24 protein-coding genes are annotated in these 23,382 nt (G+C 36.4%); 19 read left to right on the forward strand and 5 right to left on the reverse strand.

The window, feature by feature from the left end:
• Window positions 1-2: 2 nt before the first annotated feature.
• Both TY11_RS12715 and TY11_RS12720 read left to right on the forward strand, forming a co-directional pair.
• Entirely contained in the window at window positions 3-827 is an 825-nt protein-coding gene (locus tag TY11_RS12715; RefSeq protein ID WP_042146716.1) for a carbohydrate ABC transporter permease, read from the forward strand.
• A complete protein-coding gene (locus tag TY11_RS12720) occupies window positions 827-1,591 on the forward strand; it encodes an HAD family hydrolase (RefSeq protein WP_042146717.1) in 765 nt (254 codons plus the stop codon). Before TY11_RS12715 ends, TY11_RS12720 begins: the two co-directional genes overlap by 1 nt.
• A 210-nt stretch (window positions 1,592-1,801) precedes the next feature.
• Here TY11_RS12720 and TY11_RS12725 read toward each other — a convergent pair whose 3' ends face one another.
• From TY11_RS12725 to tkt, 4 genes are all read right to left on the reverse strand, one after another.
• Window positions 1,802-2,566, reverse strand: coding sequence for a LamB/YcsF family protein (locus tag TY11_RS12725; protein ID WP_042146719.1), 765 nt, complete (start codon window positions 2,564-2,566; stop codon window positions 1,802-1,804).
• An 18-nt stretch (window positions 2,567-2,584) separates the two neighbouring features.
• Window positions 2,585-3,535: a 5-oxoprolinase subunit C family protein gene (locus TY11_RS12730; RefSeq protein ID WP_231495817.1), complete on the reverse strand. Its 951-nt coding sequence runs from the start codon at window positions 3,533-3,535 to the stop codon at window positions 2,585-2,587.
• Between the two features lie 6 nt (window positions 3,536-3,541).
• On the reverse strand, window positions 3,542-4,228 hold the full coding sequence (gene pxpB / locus TY11_RS12735) for a 5-oxoprolinase subunit PxpB (RefSeq protein ID WP_042146722.1): 687 nt from the start codon (window positions 4,226-4,228) through the stop codon (window positions 3,542-3,544).
• Window positions 4,229-4,572: 344 nt separating this feature from the next.
• The gene (gene tkt, locus TY11_RS12740; protein WP_042146723.1) at window positions 4,573-6,573 is read right to left on the reverse strand and encodes a transketolase; all 2,001 of its coding nucleotides are present in this window, start codon (window positions 6,571-6,573) and stop codon (window positions 4,573-4,575) included.
• A gap of 318 nt (window positions 6,574-6,891) precedes the next feature.
• Here tkt and TY11_RS12745 point away from each other — a divergent pair, with 318 nt between their 5' ends.
• From TY11_RS12745 to TY11_RS12825, 17 genes are all read left to right on the forward strand, one after another.
• Window positions 6,892-8,145 (forward strand): NAD(P)H-dependent oxidoreductase, encoded by a 1,254-nt coding sequence (locus tag TY11_RS12745; protein WP_042146725.1) that lies wholly within the window; start codon window positions 6,892-6,894, stop codon window positions 8,143-8,145.
• A gap of 116 nt (window positions 8,146-8,261) precedes the next feature.
• A complete protein-coding gene (locus TY11_RS12750; protein ID WP_042146727.1) occupies window positions 8,262-8,678 on the forward strand; it encodes a transcriptional regulator GutM in 417 nt (138 codons plus the stop codon).
• Window positions 8,679-8,695: 17 nt separating this feature from the next.
• The gene (srlA, locus tag TY11_RS12755) at window positions 8,696-9,223 is read left to right on the forward strand and encodes a PTS glucitol/sorbitol transporter subunit IIC (protein ID WP_042146730.1); all 528 of its coding nucleotides are present in this window, start codon (window positions 8,696-8,698) and stop codon (window positions 9,221-9,223) included.
• Window positions 9,224-9,245: 22 nt separating this feature from the next.
• Complete coding sequence (gene srlE / locus TY11_RS12760) at window positions 9,246-10,283, forward strand: PTS glucitol/sorbitol transporter subunit IIB (protein WP_042146732.1); 1,038 nt, start codon at window positions 9,246-9,248, stop codon at window positions 10,281-10,283.
• Window positions 10,284-10,322: 39 nt separating this feature from the next.
• Window positions 10,323-10,679 carry a PTS glucitol/sorbitol transporter subunit IIA gene (locus tag TY11_RS12765; RefSeq protein WP_042146734.1) on the forward strand — a complete coding sequence of 119 codons (357 nt, stop codon included), beginning with the start codon at window positions 10,323-10,325 and terminating at the stop codon, window positions 10,677-10,679.
• An 81-nt stretch (window positions 10,680-10,760) separates the two neighbouring features.
• Window positions 10,761-11,699: a sugar-binding transcriptional regulator gene (locus tag TY11_RS12770; protein ID WP_042146736.1), complete on the forward strand. Its 939-nt coding sequence runs from the start codon at window positions 10,761-10,763 to the stop codon at window positions 11,697-11,699.
• Between the two features lie 255 nt (window positions 11,700-11,954).
• Window positions 11,955-12,893, forward strand: coding sequence for a sugar-binding transcriptional regulator (locus TY11_RS12775; RefSeq protein ID WP_042146738.1), 939 nt, complete (start codon window positions 11,955-11,957; stop codon window positions 12,891-12,893).
• A 176-nt stretch (window positions 12,894-13,069) separates the two neighbouring features.
• Window positions 13,070-13,552, forward strand: a complete 483-nt coding sequence (locus TY11_RS12780) for a PTS sugar transporter subunit IIA (protein ID WP_042146740.1) — start codon at window positions 13,070-13,072, stop codon at window positions 13,550-13,552.
• A 37-nt stretch (window positions 13,553-13,589) separates the two neighbouring features.
• Window positions 13,590-14,939 carry a PTS galactitol transporter subunit IIC gene (locus TY11_RS12785; RefSeq protein ID WP_042146742.1) on the forward strand — a complete coding sequence of 450 codons (1,350 nt, stop codon included), beginning with the start codon at window positions 13,590-13,592 and terminating at the stop codon, window positions 14,937-14,939.
• A gap of 2 nt (window positions 14,940-14,941) precedes the next feature.
• A complete protein-coding gene (locus tag TY11_RS12790) occupies window positions 14,942-15,589 on the forward strand; it encodes an L-ribulose-5-phosphate 4-epimerase (protein WP_042146744.1) in 648 nt (215 codons plus the stop codon).
• A gap of 21 nt (window positions 15,590-15,610) precedes the next feature.
• Window positions 15,611-15,895 carry a PTS sugar transporter subunit IIB gene (locus TY11_RS12795; protein WP_042146746.1) on the forward strand — a complete coding sequence of 95 codons (285 nt, stop codon included), beginning with the start codon at window positions 15,611-15,613 and terminating at the stop codon, window positions 15,893-15,895.
• Between the two features lie 180 nt (window positions 15,896-16,075).
• Window positions 16,076-17,065 (forward strand): thiamine pyrophosphate-dependent dehydrogenase E1 component subunit alpha, encoded by a 990-nt coding sequence (locus tag TY11_RS12800; protein WP_042146748.1) that lies wholly within the window; start codon window positions 16,076-16,078, stop codon window positions 17,063-17,065.
• A 12-nt stretch (window positions 17,066-17,077) separates the two neighbouring features.
• A complete protein-coding gene (locus TY11_RS12805; RefSeq protein ID WP_042146750.1) occupies window positions 17,078-18,061 on the forward strand; it encodes an alpha-ketoacid dehydrogenase subunit beta in 984 nt (327 codons plus the stop codon).
• A 12-nt stretch (window positions 18,062-18,073) separates the two neighbouring features.
• Window positions 18,074-19,429 (forward strand): dihydrolipoamide acetyltransferase family protein, encoded by a 1,356-nt coding sequence (locus TY11_RS12810; protein ID WP_042146752.1) that lies wholly within the window; start codon window positions 18,074-18,076, stop codon window positions 19,427-19,429.
• An 11-nt stretch (window positions 19,430-19,440) separates the two neighbouring features.
• Window positions 19,441-20,817, forward strand: coding sequence for a dihydrolipoyl dehydrogenase (lpdA, locus tag TY11_RS12815; protein WP_369797411.1), 1,377 nt, complete (start codon window positions 19,441-19,443; stop codon window positions 20,815-20,817).
• Window positions 20,818-20,980: 163 nt separating this feature from the next.
• Window positions 20,981-21,805, forward strand: coding sequence for an aldo/keto reductase (locus TY11_RS12820; protein WP_042146757.1), 825 nt, complete (start codon window positions 20,981-20,983; stop codon window positions 21,803-21,805).
• Window positions 21,806-22,359: 554 nt separating this feature from the next.
• Window positions 22,360-22,689: a hypothetical protein gene (locus TY11_RS12825; protein WP_042146759.1), complete on the forward strand. Its 330-nt coding sequence runs from the start codon at window positions 22,360-22,362 to the stop codon at window positions 22,687-22,689.
• A gap of 161 nt (window positions 22,690-22,850) precedes the next feature.
• Here the strand turns inward: TY11_RS12825 and TY11_RS12830 are convergent, their stop codons facing one another.
• The gene (locus TY11_RS12830) at window positions 22,851-23,336 is read right to left on the reverse strand and encodes a hypothetical protein (RefSeq protein ID WP_042146761.1); all 486 of its coding nucleotides are present in this window, start codon (window positions 23,334-23,336) and stop codon (window positions 22,851-22,853) included.
• Window positions 23,337-23,382 lie beyond the last annotated feature (46 nt).

Raw genomic sequence — 23,382 nt, forward strand, 5'->3', positions numbered from 1 at the left:
TAATGAAAGCAAAGTGGTATGTTCAGACACTTAAATATTTAGTACTAGCCTTATTTACGTTTATTTTTGGATACCCAATATTTTTAATGATTTTTTCATCATTTAAATCAAACATGGAAATATTTACGTCACCATTAAGTCTGCCAAGTTCTTTTTCATTTGAAAACTATGCAGAAGTATGGGAAGTAGTTGACTTTTCTAGTTATATATGGAATAGCATTATCGTTAGTGCAGCATCTGTATTTATTGTATTATTTGTTTCCTCAATGGCAGGTTACTATTTAGCAAGATACAATTTTAAGTGGAATTCTTTTATTCTATTATTCTTTATGATTGGCTTAATGCTACCGATGAGGCTTGCGGTTATACCTCTATACATGATGATGATGAAGTTAGGATTGTTGGATTCTCTATTCTCTTTAATCTTTGTTTATGTTGCTGGGGGAATTCCTTTTGCAGTATTTCTATTTTATGGATTTTTCCGTACCGTTCCACGGGCATTGGAGGATTCAGCAAGACTAGATGGGTGTAATGATTTCCAAATTTACTACAAGATTGTATTGCCTTTAATGAAACCAGCCATATCTATCGTAGCGATTGTTAACTTGCTTAATGTTTGGAATGATTTCTTTTATCCATTAATCTTTATCCGTACTGATGCTTTGAAAACTATTCCTCTTGGCATGTTAACACTGTTTGGTGAATTTGATACACAGTGGAATTTATTATTTGCTGGTTTAACTATCTCATCATTACCAATGCTTATCGCATTTATATTTGCATCTAGACAATTTATGGATGGATTAACAGAAGGAGCAGTTAAATAATGACCAAAAAATGGTTAACTTTTGATTTGGACGGTACGCTTATGCAAAATCCTTTTGGAAAGTGGGTTTTTCCTGAAATTGTGTCTTTAATCAAGAAGGAGATGAATGAGGAAGCGGATATAATGGGCCTGATTATAGATGAACATGAGAGAAGAATGAGTCAAAACAGGGTTTTGGAAGCATATGATTGGGATAATATCGTCGAAGACTTATTATTTGAATTAGGAAATTCGTCTTTGAAGATTGATATTGAATGTTTAGTTCATAAGCACAGTGTTTCTCCAAAGGTACATCTTCTGGAGGAAAATATAATAGAAAGTCTAAAATTATTAGAAGGTTACTCTTTGGCGGTTGCTACTAATGGTTATTTAAAATATCAATTACCCGTCATGAAAGAGATAGGATTAGATTCGGTTTTTGATGAAATAATAACACCTGAGCAAACTGGATATGCAAAACCAAATTACAAAATATTAAATTCTCTCAAGAAAGAGGAACTATATGGCCATGTTGGTGACAGAATTGATCACGATATTGTCATGGCAAATAAAATGGGCATTACATCAATCTTTATCAATAGAAACCTCCCTTTTTCCACGAGAAGTTTACCAGTTGATGAAAGGAATAAAGATAAGGCATTCTTAGAATTATGTAAAGAAAAGTGGTACAAAGAAAACAGTAAAAGGCATGTTCCTTTTACTGAAGAATGTATTCCTGATAAGGTGATATACTCTATTGGGGAGTTGGTAGTAAGCTTGGTATAGGGGATAACAGCTTCCAATAAAAATCCTGAAACCTGTTAAAAATACAAAAAGCTATTCGCTACAGTATTTTGTTTGGAAAATACTCAAGTAGTGAATAGCTTTTTTCTAGTCTATTTGGTAAGAGGATATTGAATGAAAAACTCCTTTCCCGACATTGTTTAAATGGACTTCTTTAACATATAAATACAAAATTCGGGGAGTGACAGCCTCCTAAATTGATGTTGGTGGTGATACTTGAATGTTTTCTTTAGTGAGTGCTTCTCGGATAAATTTAATCATGTCTAAAGCACTTTGTGTATCACCGTGAACACAAATACTTTGTCCTTCGATTATTAAATCTTCTCCAGTAATGCTAGTAACACGTTTTTCTTTCACCATTCGGACAACATTTTCGGCTACTTTATGTGGATCTGTAATGACTGCACCTTCATGACGTCTTGAAACCAACGTCATATTTTTGTTGTAAGCTCTATCTGCATATAATTCCAACACATATGGCTGACCTTTTTCTTTGGAGACTCTTTCCAGTTCAGAGTTCGGTTTTATATAAAGAGGAAGTTCAGGATTAATAGTGTGAACTGCCTCAACTATACTGGTTGCAATGCTTGTATCCGAATCAGCCATATTATTCAGGTTTCCATGCGGCTTTACATGCTGCATCGAAACACCATGCTTCTTACAAAATATGTCCAAAGCACCGATTTGATAGATAATCAAATTGGTTAAGGTCTTGGGTGGTATATCCATATTCCAGCGGCCGAAGCCTAGTAAGTTAGGGTAACCAGGGTGAGCTCCCACTCCAACCTTATATTTCTTGGCCAATGCTACTGTGTGATCCATCACATCTGGGTCGCCACCATGGAAACCACATGCGATATTTACCGAAGATACTAATGTAATTACCTCATCGTCTTGTCCGAGTGTGTATGCTCCGAAACTTTCCCCCAAATCACAATTTAAATCAATCCTTTTCATTGGGAAGTCCTCCTCTCCTCAAATACCAGCTTGCAATATTTTAATGATATTTTCCTGTTTTCGTAATTTTTCATGTGCTTCATCGAGGGTAACTATTTCAAACGACACACGGTCATTTGGTTTTAATTGTGCTACTTTCGGGAGGTCAACCGATATGACACCACCAATTTTGGTATATCCCCCAACACTTGGCCTTCCAGAAAGGAATAGAATAGGTTGGCCATTTTGCGGTACTTGTATGGCTCCCATGAACAATCCCTCTGAAAGGATATCAGCATCATTTTTATGCTCAATTGTTGGACCATCTAAGCGACAGCCCATCCGGTTTGAATCCTTCGTAACGGTATATTCTGATGAAAGGAAGGTTTCTATTCCTTTCGTGGTAAATGAATCTTCTTGAGGACCTAGGATTGTTCTAACTCGTACATTTTTAGTATATGTAGGTATAAGTTCAATTGAAAGTCTTCTAGCAAAACATTTCTCGTTGTTAGCTTGAACATTAGTAGCTTTGATTGTATCGCCTTTTGTTAATCTTCTACCATGGTGTCCACCAATCTCACTAATGAGGTCAGTCGATTTACTTCCAAGTGTATTCTCTGCATCCATTCCTCCAGCTACTGCTATGTATGCTCTGCAACCAGAACGGTATCCTTGAAAGGATAGGATGTCCCCTTCATGGACGGTAAAGGAACGCCATAATGGAACAGGGCAGTTATTCAAATAGGGAGTCAGGTCTGCGCCTGTTATGGCAATTGTTCGAGTTTCTAACACTTTAAAAGTCGGCCCAATCAGCGTTACCTCTAGAGTTGCTGCATTTTCTTGATTACCTACTAAAATATTTGCAATTCTGTGTGCATAATGGTCTACTGCACCGGAAACGGACATTCCGTATTTTTGATATCCTTTTCTGCCTAGGTCTTGAATGGTTGTGAGAAGGCCAGGCTTTATGACGTTGAATATAAGGATCACTACCTTCTATGGTCTACTATTAATAATTTCATCATACTCTTTTTTGGTGATGGATTTAAATTTAATGATATCACCAGGTGAGAGCAAGAATGGGTCGGCATCATTTGAATTAAATAGTGGTATTGGTGTATGGCCAATAATCCGCCAACCTCCAGGACTAGTAACAGGGTATATCCCGGTTTGATAATTTGCGATTCCAACACTACCTGCCTGGACTTTTTTTCGTGGATTTTCTAATCTTGGGGTTGCAATTTTTTCGTTTAATCCACCTAAAAAAGGAAATCCAGGACTGAATCCTAAGAAATAAACGGAGTAATCCGGTTCTGTGTGAAGTTTTATCACTTCTTCTACAGCTAGATGATTTAATTTAGCTACATCTACTAGATCAGGTCCCATTTCATTTCCGTATAGTACAGGTATTTCAATAGTATTTCTTTCTTCCATTTTAGTTAGAGCTATATCCTTTAATAACACCTTGATAGTGCTAAGAAGTGTATCATATGAGATCTTAGTAGGAACATAATTTATTAAAAGAGTTGTATAGCCTAGGACGACTTCCTCTACCCCTATTATGCCATTGGATTCTATTATGTTAGATAATTTTTGTACTGTTTGGCTAGTTTGCTCGTTGATTTGCTCTCCAAAATTAATGATGATGGATTGGTCTCCAGCTGTTTTCACTGTGTAACGCATGGAACACCTCCTAGGATGGTTTCTTCCTTCCTGCTAATACTTATATTTTAACATTATTTATCTTTTATGATGATCGTATAATTTTACATATACTTAACATTACATTCATTAAAAAATAACAATCTATATTTATAATGAAGTATGAAGGTTATCACTTTTGTATGTTATCAGGTTCACCCTATACCCCCTATTTTTTGATGAAAAGACATTAATTGACCACCCACATTGGTTAGTTAATGTCTTTTTATATGGAAAAACTCCTTAAAACACTATGTTTTAAGGAGTTTTTCGACAAGATATGTCAAATATCGGGAAGTGACAGGCACCTAAAAAAACGGGGTTCCCTACAATACTTCTTCGACGATCTTCACTACATTTTCAACTGTAAATCCGTATTTCTCAATTACTTCGTCTCCTGGTGCGGATGCGCCGAAGCGGTCGATTCCTAGGACTTTTCCGTCTAGGCCAACATAGCGTTCCCATCCGAATGAAGATCCCATTTCAATTGCAACACGTGCTTTTACATCTGCAGGAATTACGCTGTTTTTGTATGCTGCGTCTTGTGCTTCGAAGCGGTCCCAAGATGGCATACTTACAACGCGGACGTCAATGCCTTTTTCTTTTAATAAAGATTGGGCTTGAACAGCTAGTTGCACTTCTGAACCAGTTGCTAAAAGAAGTGCATCAGGTGTTTCTTTTTCAGAGTTACTGATGACATATGCACCTTTTTTCACACCTTCATAGGCATGTTCTTTAGTTCCTTCTAATGTTGGAAGGCCCTGTCTTGTAAGAACAAGTGCTGTTGGAGTATCAGTAGATTCTACTGCCAAGCGCCATGATGCAGCTGTTTCGTTTGCATCTGCTGGACGTATAATAGAAAGTCCAGGCATTGCACGTAATGCTGCTAGATGCTCAATTGGTTCGTGAGTTGGACCATCTTCCCCTACTGCGATAGAGTCATGCGTTAGAACGTAAGTTACCGGCTGATTCATAATTGCTGCTAGACGGATAGCTGGACGTAGGTAGTCGTTGAATACGAAGAAAGTACCACCGAATACTTTTAATCCTCCGTGAAGGGACATACCGTTTAGGGCAGCACCCATTGCAAATTCACGTACACCGAACCAAATGTTCCGACCTGTATAATCTTTACGGGAAAAGTCTTCTTCACCGTTAAGTGTAGTCTTGTTAGACCCTGCTAGGTCAGCACTACCACCAAGGAAGTTAGGTACTGCTTTTGCGATGGAATTAAGAACTTTACCAGAAGCATCTCTTGTTGCTAGTTTATCTACGCCAGCTTCGAATACCGGTAGTGATTTTTCCCAGCCTTCAGGAAGTTTTCCGTCCATTGCTTGTTTTAGTTCTTGTGCAAGTTCTGGATATTTTTCTTCATACTTAGCCAGAAGTTCATTCCATTTAGCCTCTTCTTGTTGACCCGCAACTACGATTTTCTCGTTGAAATCTGCGTATACTTCTTCTGGAACTGTAAATGGTTCATGATTCCAACCATAAAATTCTTTCGTAAGTTTTGTTTCGTCTTCTCCTAGTGGTGAACCGTGAGAAGCGGAAGAAGCTGATTTGTTTGGCGAGCCATATCCAATTACGGTTTTGATTTCTACTAAAGTAGGTTGGTCTGTATTTTCTTGTGCAGCTTTAATTGCTTTTCTGATTTCATCTAAGTTTGTACCATCTTCAACATATAGTGTTTGCCAGCCATATGCTTTGAAGCGGTCTTGGATGTTTTCAGAGAAGGAGCGATTTAAATCACCATCTAAGGAAATGTCGTTTGAATCGTACAGTACAACTAACTTTCCTAGACCTAAGTGACCAGCTAAAGAAGCTGCTTCATGTGAGATTCCTTCCATTAGATCTCCGTCACCAACTAATGCGTATGTGAAATGGTCCACAACATCTAATTCTTCTTTATTATATTTTGCTGCAAGATGACGTTCTGCCATTGCCATCCCAACTGCCATAGAAATCCCTTGTCCAAGTGGACCAGTTGTTGCTTCCACACCATCTGTATGGTTAACCTCTGGGTGACCGGGTGTTTTGGAATCCCATTGACGAAACGCTTTCAAATCATCAATTGTAACGTTATAACCGGATAAATGAAGTAAACTATATAGAAGCATGGAGCCATGACCAGCAGAAAGTACAAAACGATCGCGGTTAAACCATTTTGAGTTTTTTGGGTTGTGTTTCATAAAGTCGGTCCAAAGTGTATAAGCCATTGGTGCTGCGCCCATTGGTAGACCAGGGTGACCAGAATTTGCTTTTTCAATTGCATCAATTGATAATGTACGGATTGCATTTACCGAGAGTTGCTCATATTGATTTTTCATATCTATTAATCTCCTTTTCTATTATATAAAAGTTCTTTTTGAACTAATTTCACAATTTTATAGTATACCGAATGTTGTCGAATAACAAGGAATAAAGTATATGTGATTTTATAATAATCTCTAATTATATTCAAAAATAATTGTTGACAGCCCTTACAATTCAATTTATACTTTAGGCATACGGTAACAAATGTCACGCCTATTATCAAATGTGATAAAACGGTAACAAATGATAATATTGTGATTAGATGTTACTGATGTTGTATGTATTTAATACTTATTTATGCGTATATTCTACTAATTTAGGAGGACGTTCAAATGTCAATTTACAAAAAGTTATTAGAACGGGAAAGAGCAAACGAACCGATTAAAGTAGGTGTTATTGGGGCAGGTCAAATGGGTTTTGGTATGATCGCACAGATTTCTACTATTCCAGGAATGGCTGTTACCGGTGTTAGTGATATAAATATTGATGCTGCCAGAAGAGCTGCAGATTATTATAATTCCCAAGTATCAAAAAAAGAAAATATTGTTGTTTCTAATGATTTACGAGATGTTATTCAATCTTCAAATGTCGAAGTAATTGTCGATGCAACTGGTGTTCCTGAAGTTGGGGCAAATATTTCATTGGAAACATTAAAAGCGAAAAAACATTTAGTTCTATTAAATGTTGAAGTAGATATAACAATTGGTTCACTAATGCATCAACTCTTTGAAAATGCAGGTTTAGTATATACAGGTTCTGCTGGTGACGAACCGGCGGCTACACTTGAATTATATGAGTTTGCAAAATCTATGGGTATGGAAGTATTGGTTGCAGGAAAGGGTAAAAATAACAAATTACAAGTATCTGCAAACCCTGATACTGCAAAAGAAGAAGCTGACAGAAAGAAAATGTCTGCACATATGTTAGCTGCGTTCCAAGACGGTACTAAAACAATGGCAGAGATGAATTTATTATCAAATGCTATGGGATTTGTACCTGATGTTGTTGGTATGCACGGAATTTCAGGAGATCTAGATTCTGTAATTGACGATTTAAATACGAAAGAAAATGGTGGAGTATTAAATAAATTTGGAGTTGTTGAATATGTAGATGGATTAGCTCCAGGTGTCTTTGTAATTGTTAAGGGACAAAATGAAGGGGTGGCACATGAATTAAATTACCTATTGAAAAAAGGCGAAAGAGACCATCATATTCTTTATCGTCCATATCATTTAGCTAGTTTAGAAACACCTATTACGATTGCTAAAGCTGTATTAGAACATGAAGGTTCTATTCAACCATTAGGAGCACCTATTTCAGATACAGTTGCAGTTGCAAAACGTGATGTGAAAGCAGGAGAAACTATTGATGGTATTGGTGGATATACAGTTAGAGGTGTTCTTGAAACACATCAAGATATGAAACGCAATGGTCATATTCCAATTGGTTTAATTAGTGGTAAAGTAGTTGCAAAAAGAGATATTAAAAATGGCCAATTCTTAACAACAGACGATGTTGAATTAGATCAATCAACAACCGTTGTAAAATTAAGAGCACTTCAAGATCAATTATTCCCTACAGAATAATAATCACTGAATTACGTAACAAGAAGTGTTGCAAACCTACCCTTTTAGTAAAAGCATAGCTTTGCAACACTTTTATTATCTTTATAGAAATAACTCTATTCTAAAGGGGGATTCGGATGGAACTTGCAGTAATATTAACCCTTTTACTAGTCATACAAAATGTATTGTCCTTTATCCAAATTCGATATTATAGAAAGAATATGAATGCAATTGTAAGCCGTTACAGTGGTAAGGAAGGCTACTACTTATTTTCAGAACGTGAAAAAAGAAAATTACTACGTGGGGCCATGGTAATGATGGTTGTGGACAATAATTACATTATTAAAGAATGTTACTTTGTTAATGGAGTAACCACACTATCTAGATTTACGGAACATAAAGCTTTTAAAGGAAAGCATGTTGGTGAAATGTTGCGTGACATACAAGATGAAAAGCAAAATAAGAAAAAAATTTCTGCTTTATCTGCAGCTCTTGGAAAGGTTGCTGAAGCAGCATTAATTAATATATCAAAGAAAAATATCTCAGTGGTATGAGGGGAGATTAAATCATAATGGAATGGATTTCATGGTTTGGAGAACACTTTATCGGATTATTTGATGCTGGTGGGGAACAATTTGTGGGGATGTTAACCAGTATAGTTCCAACTTTAGTTGTATTATTAACCTTCACGTATGCGCTAATCAAATTTATTGGTGAGGAAAGAGTAGAAAGAGTTATCCAACGCGCATCAAAATATACGATTTTAAGATATACTGTAATGCCGATCTTATCAATTATGTTATTAACAAATCCAATGGCTTATACGTTTGGTAGATTCGTTGAAGAAAAACACAAACCTGCCTTTTATGATTCACTAGTATCATTTCTACATCCAGTAACATCATTATTTCCTTATGCAAACGCTGGTGAATTATTTGTTTATTTAGGAATTGCTTCTGGTATCACACAAGCTGGTTTGCCTTTATCTGATTTAGCAGTTAGATACTTTTTAGTTGGTATAGTTATTATCTTGTTACGCGGAGTTATAACAGAGTATATAACTAAATTTCTTGCTAAAAGAATGAGTGTAAAGCTTTAATATTTGTGGAGGGGAATAGACTATGAACTATCGTAAAGTTATTGTAGATAAAGGTTCAGGTGGCTGGGGAACCGGTCTAACATTAGAGCCAAAGGGTAAAAAAGTGAAAGTGGTATCGGTTACTGGTGGAGGGATACACCCAGTAGCAAAGAAGATAGCTGAATTAACCGGAGCAGAAGCTGTAGATGGCTTCAAGAATTCAGTGCCGGAAGATGAAATGATGTGTGCAGTAATTGATTGTGGTGGAACTGCAAGAATTGGGGTTTACCCAATGAAAAGAATTCCTACAGTAGATGTATTACCATCAGGACCATCAGGTCCACTTGCTAAATTTATAAAAGAGGATATCTTTGTTTCTGGTACAACTGAAAATGATATTCGATTAACAGATAATGCAGAAAATATCGTTGTAAATACAGAAGAGTCAGTACAGGAAGAAGTACAACCAGAACAATCCATTGACACGAAGGACAAAGAGAAATTTAGAGAACAATATGAACAAATAAAGAAAGAAAATAAAGAAAAAAGTAAAGAGAATTTTTTAATGAGATTTTCAAGGGGAATTGGTAAAGTTACTGGCACGTTCTATCAAGCAGGGCGTGATTCCGTTGATATGTTAATCAAGAATATTATCCCTTTTATGGCCTTCGTTGCCATGTTAATAGGTATTATTAACTATACTGGGATTGGTGACATTATTGCTAATGTCATGACTCCATTAGCCGGAAGTCTTTGGGGATTAATGGTTATTGTTGTCATTTGTACGCTACCATTCTTATCACCTGTACTTGGACCGGGTGCAGTTATCGCACAAGTAGTTGGGGTGTTAATTGGTACTCAAATTGGTCTTGGTAATATTCCACCGCAATTTGCATTGCCCGCATTATTTGCAATTAATGGACAAGTTGGAGCTGACTTTATTCCGGTTGGCCTATCATTAGGAGAAGCTAAGCCTGAAACTGTCCAAGTTGGCGTTCCCGCGGTATTATATAGTCGTTTAATTACTGGAATCCTAGCGGTTGTTATTGCATATTTTGCAAGTTTTGGATTATATCAATAAATTAATTTAAATCAAAAATAGTTAAAAGGAGGAATTAATATGTATAAAACTAAAATTACGGAAGTTGGAACGTTAGCACCATCTTTTGAAGAAGAAAAAATAATTATTTTATTTGGCCCAGAAGCACCCCAAGAGATTAGGGAAATCGCATTAATTCACGATGTGAGTGAGGATAGCTTAGAGGAACCAGTAAAAGTCGGCGGTGTTCTTCAAATTGACGACCAGGAATTTACAATTACTGCTGTGGGCAGTGCTGCAAATCAAAATTTAAAAGAACTAGGACATATTTCTATTTACTTTACTGAACCTGCTGAAGAAGTTCTTCCAGGAGCCGTTTTTGCTAGTCCATCAGAATTTCCTAAATTCAAAGATGGAAGTATAATTATATTTAAATAAATTATTATTCTAGGATAAGGTAAGCTGTAAATTTAATTATAGCTTACCTTTAATCTAGCAAAAAAGGGGAGAAACAGGGGGATGTCTTTTGAAAATAAGAGGCTACTTGTTAAAGTTGCTCATATGTACTACGAGCTAGGGGCTACCCAATCGCAGATAGCCAAGGAACTCGATGTTAGCAGATCACTTATATCAAAATATCTTGCAAAAGCTAAAGAACTAGGTATTGTGGAAGTCATTATCCATGATGACACTATTCATCCATATAGACAAATTGAAAACAAACTTGAAAGATATTATGGTTTACGGGAAGTAATTTGTATCCCAAATTTAGGTGAGATATCTTCAAAGAGACGCTTAGGGGCCGCAGCAAGTAAATATCTATTAAGAGTTATAAGGGATGGACAAATAATAGGGATATCTTCTGGAACAACTCTTCATGAAGTTGCTGAGTCTTTAACGTCTAATCAACAATATCAGTCTGTCACCTTTGTACCGCTAGTAGGTGGAATGGGGGATGAGAGGGTAGATATTCACTCCAACTCACTTGTTTCTAAATTTGCTAAAAAGCTAAGTGCAAAGTACAAATTACTCCATGCCCCTGTAATGGTGGACTCTAAAGAAGTAAATGAGATTTTTATGAGACAGAATTCTATTCTAAATCTATTCAAAGTTGCTGAACAAGCTAATATTGCTGTAGTTGGAATTGGGGGAACTCCTGAACATTCAACAATGGTAAAATCTTATTTGGATGATAACTTAAAGAGAAGTTTTGAACATAAAGATGTGGTTGGGGATATTTGTTACAATTTTATTGATAGAGATGGCAATGCTTCCAATCATAATTGGAATGATAGAGTTATTTCTTTAAGTTTAGATAAATTAAAAGATATTCCTTTAGTAATTGGTGTAGCTTCAGGAAATGAAAAAGTGCTAGCAATTAAAGCTGCATTAAACAGAAAGCTATTAGATGTTCTAATCACTGACGAAGAAACTGGAAAACTATTATTGGAGTCATAAATTGCATATTATTATTGGAACTATAGTGTTCTTTATAGAAACAAAAGCCCGACTACCTAATTAGGCAAATCATAGGTGGCTTGGCTTTTTTATTTTGACTGTAATTTTGTAATAACATCAATAGCGCTCTTTAGCATGCTGTTACCCATTGGACAATTAATTTAAGAATTAAAGATTTTCCATAATTAATTTTTGTTGCTAGAGTAATACTGAATATTCTATAGTAATATTACTATCAAAAAAGGGGAGATTGCTATGGTGGATTGGGAAGAAAGAAGACAGTTAGTTAAAATTGCTAATCTATATTACGGGGAAAACTGGACACAAGAACAAATTGCAAAGAAATTTTCTGTTTCAAGACCCATTATTTCAAAATCACTTCAAAAGGCAAGAGATATAGGGATTGTCGAGGTTTATATTAATGATCAAACTATACATACAGTGAGTCTAGAACAAAGTCTAGAAAAAGAATTTAATCTAATCGATGCAAAAGTCGTACCTTCAAATTCCAAATCGGATATTACGTTACATGCAGTAGGCCGGGCTGCAGCAAATTACTTGTCTAAAAATTTAAAGGATGTTAAGAGTATTGGAATCTCTTGGGGAGAGACTTTAACAACATTTGTTAATGAGTATCCATTTCAGTTAAACGAGGATATTAAAATAGTACCACTTGAAGGTGGAATGGGTAGAAAAAAAGTAGAAATTCACGCTAATCAATTAGCATATGAATTAGGCAAAAAAATGGGCGCAGAGTGTTCGTTCTTATACGCACCAGCAATTGTTGAGTCAGAAGAATTGTTAAATCGCTTATTAAGCATGGATGATATTAATGCGGTAATTGAAGAAGCCAAAAATGTTGATATCGGGCTTATCAGCATGGGGAATCCATTTGAAAATTCCACCTTACAAAGTCTTGGTTATCTAGATGAAGATGATTTGAGTAAGTTAAAAGAGTTGGGCGTAGTTGGGGATATTGGATTTCGCTTTTTTAATCAAATGGGTAATACAGTAGATAATCCTTTTAGTAAAAAAATGGTCGGTCTATCATTAGATGATTTAAAAAATATTAAAAAAGTAATTACGGTTGTTTCGGGAGTTTATAAAGCAGATGCTTTATTGGCAATGTTAAGAGGGGGATATATAGATATCCTTGTTACAGATGAAGATACTGCGAATGCGGTTTTAAAATAATCAATAATAGAGACCTCCATTCATGCAATTAGTAAAAATGTGGGAAAATATTAAATTCAAAATGTATTGACAATACGAAAATAAGAAGGTATTATTTTTACAAAGGTAACACACTGTAACATTTGTAAAAGTAATACCTTTATTTGTAAGGGTTTACAAAAGAGAGGGGTCAAAATTTGGAATTAAAGAACGTTATTTCAGAGGAATTAGTATTTTTTCTAGATGTTCAAGATACAGAAGAGCTCTTTGAATCAATTGCAACGAGATTACAAGGAAAAGGGATTGTCAAAAGTAGTTATCTTCCAGCATTAAAGCAAAGGGAAAAGGAATTTCCTACAGGATTAGCTACGGAGCTATTTGGTGTGGCATTACCACACACCGATGCTGAACATGTTAATGAAGAAGCAATTAGTATTGGGGTACTTAAACAGCCGGTTACATTCCGACACATGGGAATGGGAGCTCAAGAAGTAGAAGTAAAATTAGTATTCATGTTAGCTCTTCAAAAACCAGAGAATCAATTGGAAGTACTACAAACAGTGACTAGCCTTATTCAAAATAAAGCATTTATGGAAGCGGTAACAAAATGTGCTTCAGAAAAAGAGGTAATCGATACAGTTCTAAATTATGCCGAGGTATCAGTTAGTAATAATAAATAATAAATTATAGTTCCTGAATGGAGAGGGAGGAAAAAAGATGCAGTATTTACAATGGTTTGTTGATCTTGGAGCGAGTGTAATGCTCCCAATTATTATCTTTGTGTTTGCTCTAGTTTTAGGCTCAAAGCCAGCTAAAGCATTTCGATCTGGTTTAACAGTAGGTATTGGATTTATTGGATTAAACCTAGTTATCGGATTATTAACAGATAGCTTAGGTCCGGCAGCACAAGCAATGGTTGAAAACTTTGGGTTTCAATTAAACACTATTGATGTTGGGTGGCCAGCAGCAGCTGCTATTTCTTACGGGACTGCTTTAGGAAGTTTAGCAATTCCACTTGGTATTGCCGCAAACGTTATACTTCTTGGTGTTGGATTAACTAGAACTTTAAATGTCGATGTATGGGATTATTGGCACTGTGCATTTACAGGGTCATTGGTTTATGCATTAACTGGTAATTTTGGATTAGCAATTTTAACTATTATTGTTCATATTCTACTAATCTTCCTTTTGGGAGATGTTCTTGCAAAATATATTGAAAAGTTCTATGGCTTTAAAAACATTACTTTCCCACATGGAGCATCTGCACCATCATTCTTAGTTGCTCTACCGTTTAATTGGGTGTTTGATAGAATCCCAGGTTTTAATAAACTTGAAGCAAATCCAGAAACAATTCAAAAGCGTATGGGTATCTTCGGGGATTCAACAGTAATGGGTGTTATGATTGGTATCGTTATCGGTTTTTTAGCTGGTTATAATGTGTCAGAGACATTACAACTATCTGTTCAAACAGGTGCCGTTATGATGTTAATGCCTAGAATGGTTGCATTATTAATGGAAGGTCTATCTCCTGTATCTGAGGCAGCAGGAAACTTCGTTAAGAAACGCTTCCCAGGAAGAGACCTATACATTGGTATGGATAGTGCGTTATCTGTAGGGCATCCGGCAGTACTATCAGCATCTCTAATCATTGTTCCAGTTACTTTATTCTTAGCAGTAATCCTACCAGGGAATACAGTACTACCATTTGGTGACTTGGCAACAATTCCATTCTTAATTTGTTTAATGGTTCCAGTATTTAGAGGAAACATTATTCGAACTGTAATCGCAGGTTCTGCATATATCGCTGTTGGACTTTATATTGCAACATGGGTAGCACCTCTATTTACAGATTCGGCTATCGCAGCTAACTTCGATATGGGATCAAATGCTAGTATCTCTTCTTTAGTTGACGGTGCAGTATGGACAACATTTGTATTTGTATGGTTACCAAAAGTATTTAGTTGGTGGGGAATTGGATTATTGGGTTTAATCATTCTGGCTGGTATGGTCTATGTAAACAAGATTAAACCAAAGAAAGAACTCAATGCTGATCAAGGAGTGGCGTAAATATGTACTTCGAGTTAAGAAGTGAGGTATGCCAAGCCAATAAAAAACTAAAAGAAAACAATCTAGTTCGATGGACAAGTGGGAATGTCAGTTATCGCATTCCCGACACAGAACTTGTAATTATTAAACCTAGTGGAGTCGACTTTGATGAGTTAACACCTGAGAATATGGTCATTGTTGACCTTGATGGGAATGTGGTAGAAGGTGACTTAAAACCTTCTGTTGATACAGATAGTCATCTCTACGTTTATAAACATAAGGAGAATATAAACAGTGTTATTCACACTCACTCTCCTTTTGCTACAAGTTTTGCTATACAAGGAAAAGGCTTGCCAAGTTATACGACTACAGCTGCAAATGTATTTAAACATGGTGTACCTTGCTCGGATTTTGCTTCTATAGGGAGTGAAGATATCGGGAGGGAAATCGTTAAATTTATAGATGATTCTCCAGCAGTCCTGCTAAAGAATCATGGTGTATTCACAGTTGGGGAGAGCATTAATAAAGCATTAAAAGCTGCGGTAATATTGGAAGAGACTGCTGAATATGCACACTATGCTTTACTTCACAATCCAAACATTGAACCTCTTCCTAGTGAAGTAGTAGATATGTGTAATAATTTCTACGCAACATCTTATGGACAAAAATAACAATATCTGGGGGAAATGAACATGAAAAAATTATTAATTATGTGTGGTACTGGAATTGCAACCTCAACAGTGGTTACTGGTAAAGTAAGAGATTGGTTAAAAGAAAATAATCTAGAAGATAAAGTACATTTATATCAATCTAAAATTACAGATGAGCTAAACAGACTAGATGAATATGATATTGTTGTTTCAACAACTTTGGTTCCTGATAATGTGAAAGACAAAGTAATTGATGGTGTACCTTTATTAACCGGATTTGGTACAGAGGAAATGTATGGGAAGATTTTAGAAATAATCAATAGCTAGCAAAAAAGGAGGCTATCTCAGGGATATGAATTTATTATCTGTGAGGTAGCCTTTTATTGTCGATATGAAGAAGTATTAGAAAAACGTTTTATCTCTTGACGAAAAGAGTAAATAAGTTTATGATTATTACAAATGTAACACCAATGAACAAATGTAAAAATATATAGGGGTGAACATTAAATGCAGTTAACAAAAGAAAAATTACTAGTTCCAGAGTTAAGTAATGACAAATTAATAGACTTATACAAGCAAATGTGGCAAATCCGCCTATTCGATGAAAAAGTAGATGAGTTTTTTGCCAAAGGAATGATACACGGTACAACCCACTTAGCAGTTGGTCAAGAAGCAAGTGCTGCTGGGGTATGTGCACTTCTTACCCTAGAAGATAAGATTACTAGTACACACCGTGGACATGGACATTGTATTGCCAAAGGTGCAACGGCAGATAAAATGATGGCAGAGTTATTCGGTAGAACGACAGGTTATTGTAAAGGTAAAGGTGGTTCCATGCATATTGCAGATGTTGATATGGGGAATCTTGGAGCAAATGGAATTGTTGCAGGAGGAATCCCATTAGCGGTTGGCTCAGCATTGACTGCTAAAATGAAGAAACTTGATTATGTAACCGTTTGCTTCTTTGGTGATGGTGCTACAAATGAAGGAAGTTTTCATGAAGCGGTTAACCTAGCAGCAATTTGGGATTTACCGGTTATCTTTGTTTGTGAAAATAACCAGTATGGTATGTCCGGGCCTGTTAAAGAAATGACAAGAGTAGAAAATATTGCGGATCGTGCGCATGCATATGGTATTCCTGGCGTTGTTGCTGATGGAAATGACATTATCGAAATGATTAATGTAACCGATGAAGCAATTAAACGTGCACGTTCTGGGAAAGGTCCAACACTAATCGAAGCGAAAACATATCGTTGGAAAGGTCATTCAAAGAGTGATGCAAAGAAATACCGTACTCGTGAGGAAGAACAAGAATGGCGAAAGAAGGATCCTATCAAACGTTACAAGGAAATTCTAATTGAGGCAGGAATTCTCACAGAGGAAAAAGCGGAAGAAATTCGACTTGCTGTTAAACAAGAAATTGAAGATGCTGTGAAATTTGCCGAAGAAAGTCCAAAACCAACATTAGACGACTTATTAACGGATGTTTATGCATAGGAGGAGTTAATGATGAGAGAAATTACTTACTTAGAAGCAGTACGAGAAGCAATGAGTATAGAAATGCGTAAAAATGATGACGTGTACATCTTGGGGGAAGATATCGGCGTTTATGGTGGTGCATTTGGTGTAACACGTGGAATGATTGAAGAATTTGGTCCAGAGCGTATTCGTAATACTCCTATCAGTGAAGCTGGAATCGCCGGTGCAGCTGTAGGGTCAGCACTAACTGGTATGCGACCAATTCTAGAATTACAGTTTTCGGATTTTATTACAATTGCCCTTGATCAAATGGTTAACCAAGCAGCTAAAATCCGCTATATGTATGGTGGAAAAGGAAAAGTTCCAATGGTGCTTAGAACACCAAGTGGTTCTGGTACTGGTGCTGCCGCTCAGCATTCTCAAAGCTTGGAGGCATGGGTAGCTCATATTCCAGGATTAAAAGTTGTTCAACCTTCTACCGCATATGATGCAAAAGGACTCTTAAAGGCTGCGATGGATGATGAGAATCCGGTCATCTTTTATGAACATAAATTACTATACAAAACATCGTCTGCAGTGCCAGAAGAAGAGTACAGTATACCTCTAGGGAAAGCAGATATTAAACGAGAGGGTACCGATGTAACGATCGTTGCAACAGCAATTATGGTGCATAAGTCATTAGAAGCAGCTAAAGAGCTTGAAAAAGAAGGAATTAGTGTAGAAGTAATTGATCCACGTACTATTGTGCCACTAGATGAAGAAACTATTGTTAATTCCGTTAAGAAAACAGGTAAGGTCATCGTTGTCCATGAAGCGGTTAAACGTGGTGGAATTGGTGGAGAAATCGCTAGTATGATTGCGGAAAGTGAAGCATTCGATTACCTTGATGCACCAATTAAACGTTTAGGTGGAGCATCCTCACCAATACCTTATAATCCTGAATTGGAAAAAGCGCATGTGCCACAAGTGTCAGACATTATTAAAGCTGTAAAAGAAACATTAAATCGGGCATAAGGGGGGATCATCATGGCAAAAGAGGTATTCATGCCTAAACTAAGTAGTACGATGGAAGTTGGTACGTTACTACAATGGTTTAAAGAAGAAGGTGATCCCGTTGAAGTGGGAGAACCTATTTTCGAAATAATGACAGATAAAATTAATATTGAAGTAGAGGCATATGAAGAAGGAGTTTTACTAAAGAAATATTTTGAAGAGGACGATGAGGTTCCTGTTAACACCGTTATTGCTTATATTGGTGAGGAAGGTGAAGTGGTTCCTGCTGAGTCACCTGGGATTAGTGGAGAGGATTCTGATCCAGCTGCTGAGACAGACTCAGCGATTGGAAATAGCACGGTGAAAGTTGCTGGGGAAACCGAAGAAGCTAAAAGTGAAGCTGTACTTGAAAATGGAAAAGTGCGTGCAACACCTGCTGCAAGAAGAGTTGCTCGTGAGAATGATATAGCCTTAAATCCGGTTGCCGGTTCAGGACCTAAAGGACGTATTCATGAACAGGATGTTATACAGGCTATCTCGGATAACGCTGTATTAGTAACACCTTTAGCGGAGAAAATCGCGAAAGAAAATGATGTTGATTTGGGCCATGTTATTGGTACTGGTGCACGCGGCAAAATTGAGAAGGCAGATGTTCTTGCATTTATAGAAGCACAAAAGGCTCCAAGTAGTAAGCCTGCAACAGGTGAGCGAGTGAAATTGAAAGGATTGCGGAAAGCTATCGCAGACAAAATGCTGGAAAGTGTTCGCTCCATCCCACATGTTACACTTACAAGTGATGTTGATATGACTAAAGCTATAGAGCTTCGCAAGGCTTTACTACCAATTGTGGAAAGTCAAACGGGCTACCGCCTATCTTATACAGAAATTATTATAAAAACAGTTGCCCATGTACTTGGTAACCATCCAAAAGTTAATGCTGCCTTAATCGGTAATGAGATTGTTTATAATAACGATGTAAATATTGGTTTAGCTGTTGCTGTAGATAATGGCTTAATAGTACCGTCTGTTAAAAAGGCAAATAAGAAAGGTCTTGCTGAATTAACAGAAGCAAGTAAGACATTAGGTAGGAAAGCAAGAGATAATAAGCTAACTCCAGATGAGATGCAAGGTAGTACATTTACGATTAGTAATTTAGGTATGTATGCTATCGATGGATTTACACCGATTATTAATCCTCCAGAAACAGCAATTCTAGGAGTAGGTCGAATTGCTGAAAAGCCAGTAGTTGTGAATGGTCAGATTGAGGTTCGACCAATGATGGTTCTAAGTCTATCATTTGATCATAGAGTTATTGATGGCGCACCAGCTGCAGAATTCTTAACGGAGCTGAAGGAAAGCTTAGAGGATCCATACAGTCTGTTGGTTTAGGAGGTATTATGATGAAAAATTTTGATGTAGCAATTATAGGTGGGGGTCCTGGTGGTTATGTTGCTGCAATTCGTGCAGCAAAATCAGGCCTGTCTGTTGCTCTTGTTGAGGGACGGGACATCGGTGGAACATGCTTAAACCGTGGTTGTATTCCTTCTAAAACCTTATTGAAGCATGCTGAAGTATTAAATCAAATAAAAGAAGCGAATACCTATGGCATAACGGTAAATGACTTTTCTTTCTCTATTCAAGATATGGTTAATCGAAAGAATCAAGTCATTAAGCAGTTGCAAAACGGGATTAAGGGTTTACTAAGACAAAATAAAATTACTCATTTTAATGGTTATGGAACGGTTTTTCCTAATAAAAAGGTTGTCATTGGATCCGGTGAAAGTAAGGAAGAGATTCAAGCGAAGCACATTATATTAGCAAATGGGTCTAAACCTTTTGTACCAGGAATTCCAGGGCTTGAAAATATTGATTATCATACAAGTGATACGATCTTTGATATTGCGGAAGTGCCAGAGCATCTAGTCATTATGGGGGGCGGTGTAATTGGCCTTGAGATTGCTTGTGTGTTTAATAGTTTAGGAACCACTGTTGAGATTGTCGAAATGGCAGACCGTGTTATTCCTGCAGAAGACCCGGATGCATCTGAATTTTTGATGAAGCAGTTAGTTGCGAAGGGAATTTCCATTTATACAGGTGCAAAGGTTACTGGATTTAAGAAGGATTCTCGGATTATTGTTGAATTAGATAAACAAGGCGAAAAGGTTTTATTGGAAACAGATAGTGTTCTAATATCTGTTGGACGTGAGCCAAACTTAATGGGCATTGAAGAACTAGGAGTAGTGTTTGATGGACGATTTGTAAAAGTAAATCGAAATATGCGTACATCGCTTGATGGTATCTATGCTATTGGGGATTTAATTGGTGGTTTCCAATTAGCACATGCTGCAAGTGAAGAAGGAATTCATGCAGTAAACCATATCCTAGGAAAGCCGAATAAGAAAGATCTCGCAATGCCTCGTTGTGTTTATACATTTCCAGAGATTGCTAGTGTTGGATTGACTGAGGAACAAGCACTAGCAAAAGGGTATTCTGTCCGTACGAAAAAAGTAGACCTTGCAGGTAATGGAAAAGCAATTGCAGCAGGCGAGAATAGTGGATTTATGAAAATCATCGCGGATGAGAAGTTTGGGGAAATTCTTGGTGTTATCATGGTTGGAGCACATGTGACTGAAATGATTAGCCAAGCAACATCGTTTATCCATTTAGAAGGAACGGTAGAAGAAATAGAATCGATGATTTTCCCACATCCTACTGTATCTGAGGCATTATTTGAAAGTGCTGCAGCTTGGATGGGGAAAGGAATTCATTATAGTTAGGACTGAGGGAACGCCATGTAAGTTTCCTGATTTTCTAGCTAGCGTTGGTCCATTTGGGCTGACGCTTTTTCCATTTTAATTGGTCGATTTCTGTTAATTGTTCCTGTATGATTTAGATAGGATATAATTTTTACACGGTAAGCAAATGTTGGGAGGAGTCTAAATGATTACCAGTCTAAACGACAAAATCACCTTAAATAATGGTGTCAAAATGCCTGGATTTGGCCTAGGTGTTTATAAAGTCGAAGATGGAGACACTGCAATCCATGCTGTTCGTACTGCCATCGATGTAGGGTATAGAAGTATTGATACAGCTTCTTTTTATGATAATGAGCGTGGTGTGGGATTAGCCGTACAAGAGTCTGGTGTTCCAAGGGAGGAGTTATTTATAACGTCCAAAGTATGGAATGACCAGCAAGGATATGAATCTACTTTAAAGGCATTTGATGAAAGTTTAGAAAAGTTGGGAATGGATTATTTAGATTTGTATTTGGTTCATTGGCCAGTAAGTGGAAAATATAAGGAAACGTATCGCGCTTTAGAAACGTTGTATGAGGAAGGTCGCGTCCGTGCAATTGGTGTAAGTAATTTTCATGTGCATCATTTAGAGAATTTACTAGCTGATTGCAAGGTGAAACCTGTTGTGAATCAGGTGGAATATCATCCGCATCTTTCACAGTTAGAATTGAAAGCTTTTTGTGAAAAGGAGAATATTCAATTAGAAGCATGGTCCCCACTAAAGCGTGGAGGATTATTGGATGAGCCTATCTTAGTTGAAATTGGAAAGAAATATGGAAAATCTGCAGCACAAGTTATTCTACGTTGGGATATCCAAAATCACGTCATTACCATTCCAAAATCGATTAAAACAGAAAGAATCCGGGATAACGCAGATATCTTTGATTTTAAATTGTCAGATGAAGATATGGCTAAGATTGATGGGTTGAACAAAAACGAGAGATCAGGATCTAACCCAGATGATTTTTAGTGACGCCGGTGCCTGTCACTTCTCGAAATTACTCGAATCATGTCGAAGTATAGTAAAGCTATTTGTATTAGTTAACCCATGGGGCTAAAACAAATAGCTTTTTTTATGTACTAGAAGTTAATCTGAATTATTATTGAAATTAAATTATTCTAATCTTTCAGGTGCGTTTATAAAAAAACTATTCTAGCAAAATACATATTTTAGATAAATAAATCTTCAAATTCATTTATTTATACTTTTGACTTTATCAGTTGGATACCCTATTTTTTATGTGTAGATCTAAGATGATATAAAAAGAGGAGGATCAAATTTGTTATAGATTATAGAGGCAAGTATACGGATCCATTATTTTTGGTGAAGTGTTATATTAAAAAAGTTTTGCGCTAATTAAGGAAAGTCCACAAGAAACCCCCTTTTGAAATACTCCTCAAACTTTCACTGATCATAAACCTTCGATGTTCAGCGACTATAACCAAAACATTCAATAATCAGCATGTTTTAACTAAATTATCGTTTCATTTACTTAGTAACTTAAATTAAAGGAGGCTACTTTAATGGGGCATGATATCTATGGAATAAATAAGGGTGGAGAAGAAATAGCATATGCTAGATTCAGTATGGGAAATCCAAATGCACTAATTTTGTTCAACTTCTTAGATGCTTATAAATATTACTCTGGGGTTAGTGGAACAGGAGAAGAGGCAACATATTCTTTACAACAAATAGAAAAAAGCTGGAAAAGGCTTAAGGAAAACAATAACAATCATTCATTCAATCCAGACGATCAATCTATGGATTGGGACGAAAAACAAATTTATAATTTTATATATAATTGCTTATTAACAGCCCAAAAAGAAGGGAGTATAAGGTTATATTTCGGTTGAACTTTAGATTATTAGGATGGACTAATAGGACTCTTTAGAAATCGTGAGCAAAAAAACTAGATTTTAGTACTATATTAAATTACTAATAACTTAACAATTTGGAGAGAAGAAACTAAAAAAATTGCTTAAAGGTTGGAATTCCTCCCTGGTGATCTCATCCATTAATTCAAGGTATTCACCTGAAAATAATCCAACATATTATTCACTTCAGATCGATCATATATCTCTTTCTCAAGACAAAATTGAATAATAAGGTCAAATGTATCACTATCTGATAGTGAAAACCCTGCAGCTTGCAGGAGTGTATCGGTATTTTGCTTGGAAAGTTCTAGGGCTAATGCCAAAGAAAGAACTGTTGGTTTACTAGGACGATAATCTGTGTTGGATCGTATTTTAGAAAAATGTTTTCTATCGAGTTCTGCTTTTTTGTAGACCTCGGTATCAGTAGCCCCTGAACTGTCAATGAAATTTAGAAGTGACTCTTGAAATGTTGGTTTTCGTCTTTGACCAATAAACGTTTCTACATCAATCTGACTTTCCAGGATGTCCATTTCTTTGTAAACTTCTAGACTTTTCGAGAGTTTAATAGCATTTAAATGCAGCTCAATGTATTCTTCTAATTCTAGTAAAAGACTTTGATCAAGCAAGAGTATCCCTCCTAATGTCGCTTTACAGGCGACCATTTCATCCGTG

The sequence above is a fragment of the Paucisalibacillus algeriensis genome (genome assembly GCF_000577245.1).
Taxonomy (GTDB): domain Bacteria; phylum Bacillota; class Bacilli; order Bacillales; family Amphibacillaceae; genus Ornithinibacillus.

Coding starts and splice junctions, on each gene's coding strand:
- TY11_RS12800 (WP_042146748.1), top strand. CDS start 16,076: ATGCAGTTAACAAAAGAAAAATTACTAGTTCCAGAGTTAAGTAATGAC.
- TY11_RS12790 (WP_042146744.1), top strand. CDS start 14,942: ATGTACTTCGAGTTAAGAAGTGAGGTATGCCAAGCCAATAAAAAACTA.
- srlA (WP_042146730.1), top strand. CDS start 8,696: ATGGAATGGATTTCATGGTTTGGAGAACACTTTATCGGATTATTTGAT.
- TY11_RS12775 (WP_042146738.1), top strand. CDS start 11,955: ATGGTGGATTGGGAAGAAAGAAGACAGTTAGTTAAAATTGCTAATCTA.
- tkt (WP_042146723.1), bottom strand. CDS start 6,573: ATGAAAAATCAATATGAGCAACTCTCGGTAAATGCAATCCGTACATTA.
- TY11_RS12745 (WP_042146725.1), top strand. CDS start 6,892: ATGTCAATTTACAAAAAGTTATTAGAACGGGAAAGAGCAAACGAACCG.
- TY11_RS12795 (WP_042146746.1), top strand. CDS start 15,611: ATGAAAAAATTATTAATTATGTGTGGTACTGGAATTGCAACCTCAACA.
- TY11_RS12820 (WP_042146757.1), top strand. CDS start 20,981: ATGATTACCAGTCTAAACGACAAAATCACCTTAAATAATGGTGTCAAA.
- lpdA (WP_369797411.1), top strand. CDS start 19,441: ATGAAAAATTTTGATGTAGCAATTATAGGTGGGGGTCCTGGTGGTTAT.
- TY11_RS12715 (WP_042146716.1), top strand. CDS start 3: ATGAAAGCAAAGTGGTATGTTCAGACACTTAAATATTTAGTACTAGCC.
- srlE (WP_042146732.1), top strand. CDS start 9,246: ATGAACTATCGTAAAGTTATTGTAGATAAAGGTTCAGGTGGCTGGGGA.
- TY11_RS12810 (WP_042146752.1), top strand. CDS start 18,074: ATGGCAAAAGAGGTATTCATGCCTAAACTAAGTAGTACGATGGAAGTT.
- TY11_RS12805 (WP_042146750.1), top strand. CDS start 17,078: ATGAGAGAAATTACTTACTTAGAAGCAGTACGAGAAGCAATGAGTATA.
- TY11_RS12725 (WP_042146719.1), bottom strand. CDS start 2,566: ATGAAAAGGATTGATTTAAATTGTGATTTGGGGGAAAGTTTCGGAGCA.
- TY11_RS12770 (WP_042146736.1), top strand. CDS start 10,761: ATGTCTTTTGAAAATAAGAGGCTACTTGTTAAAGTTGCTCATATGTAC.
- TY11_RS12785 (WP_042146742.1), top strand. CDS start 13,590: ATGCAGTATTTACAATGGTTTGTTGATCTTGGAGCGAGTGTAATGCTC.
- pxpB (WP_042146722.1), bottom strand. CDS start 4,228: ATGCGTTACACAGTGAAAACAGCTGGAGACCAATCCATCATCATTAAT.
- TY11_RS12765 (WP_042146734.1), top strand. CDS start 10,323: ATGTATAAAACTAAAATTACGGAAGTTGGAACGTTAGCACCATCTTTT.
- TY11_RS12720 (WP_042146717.1), top strand. CDS start 827: ATGACCAAAAAATGGTTAACTTTTGATTTGGACGGTACGCTTATGCAA.
- TY11_RS12750 (WP_042146727.1), top strand. CDS start 8,262: ATGGAACTTGCAGTAATATTAACCCTTTTACTAGTCATACAAAATGTA.
- TY11_RS12825 (WP_042146759.1), top strand. CDS start 22,360: ATGGGGCATGATATCTATGGAATAAATAAGGGTGGAGAAGAAATAGCA.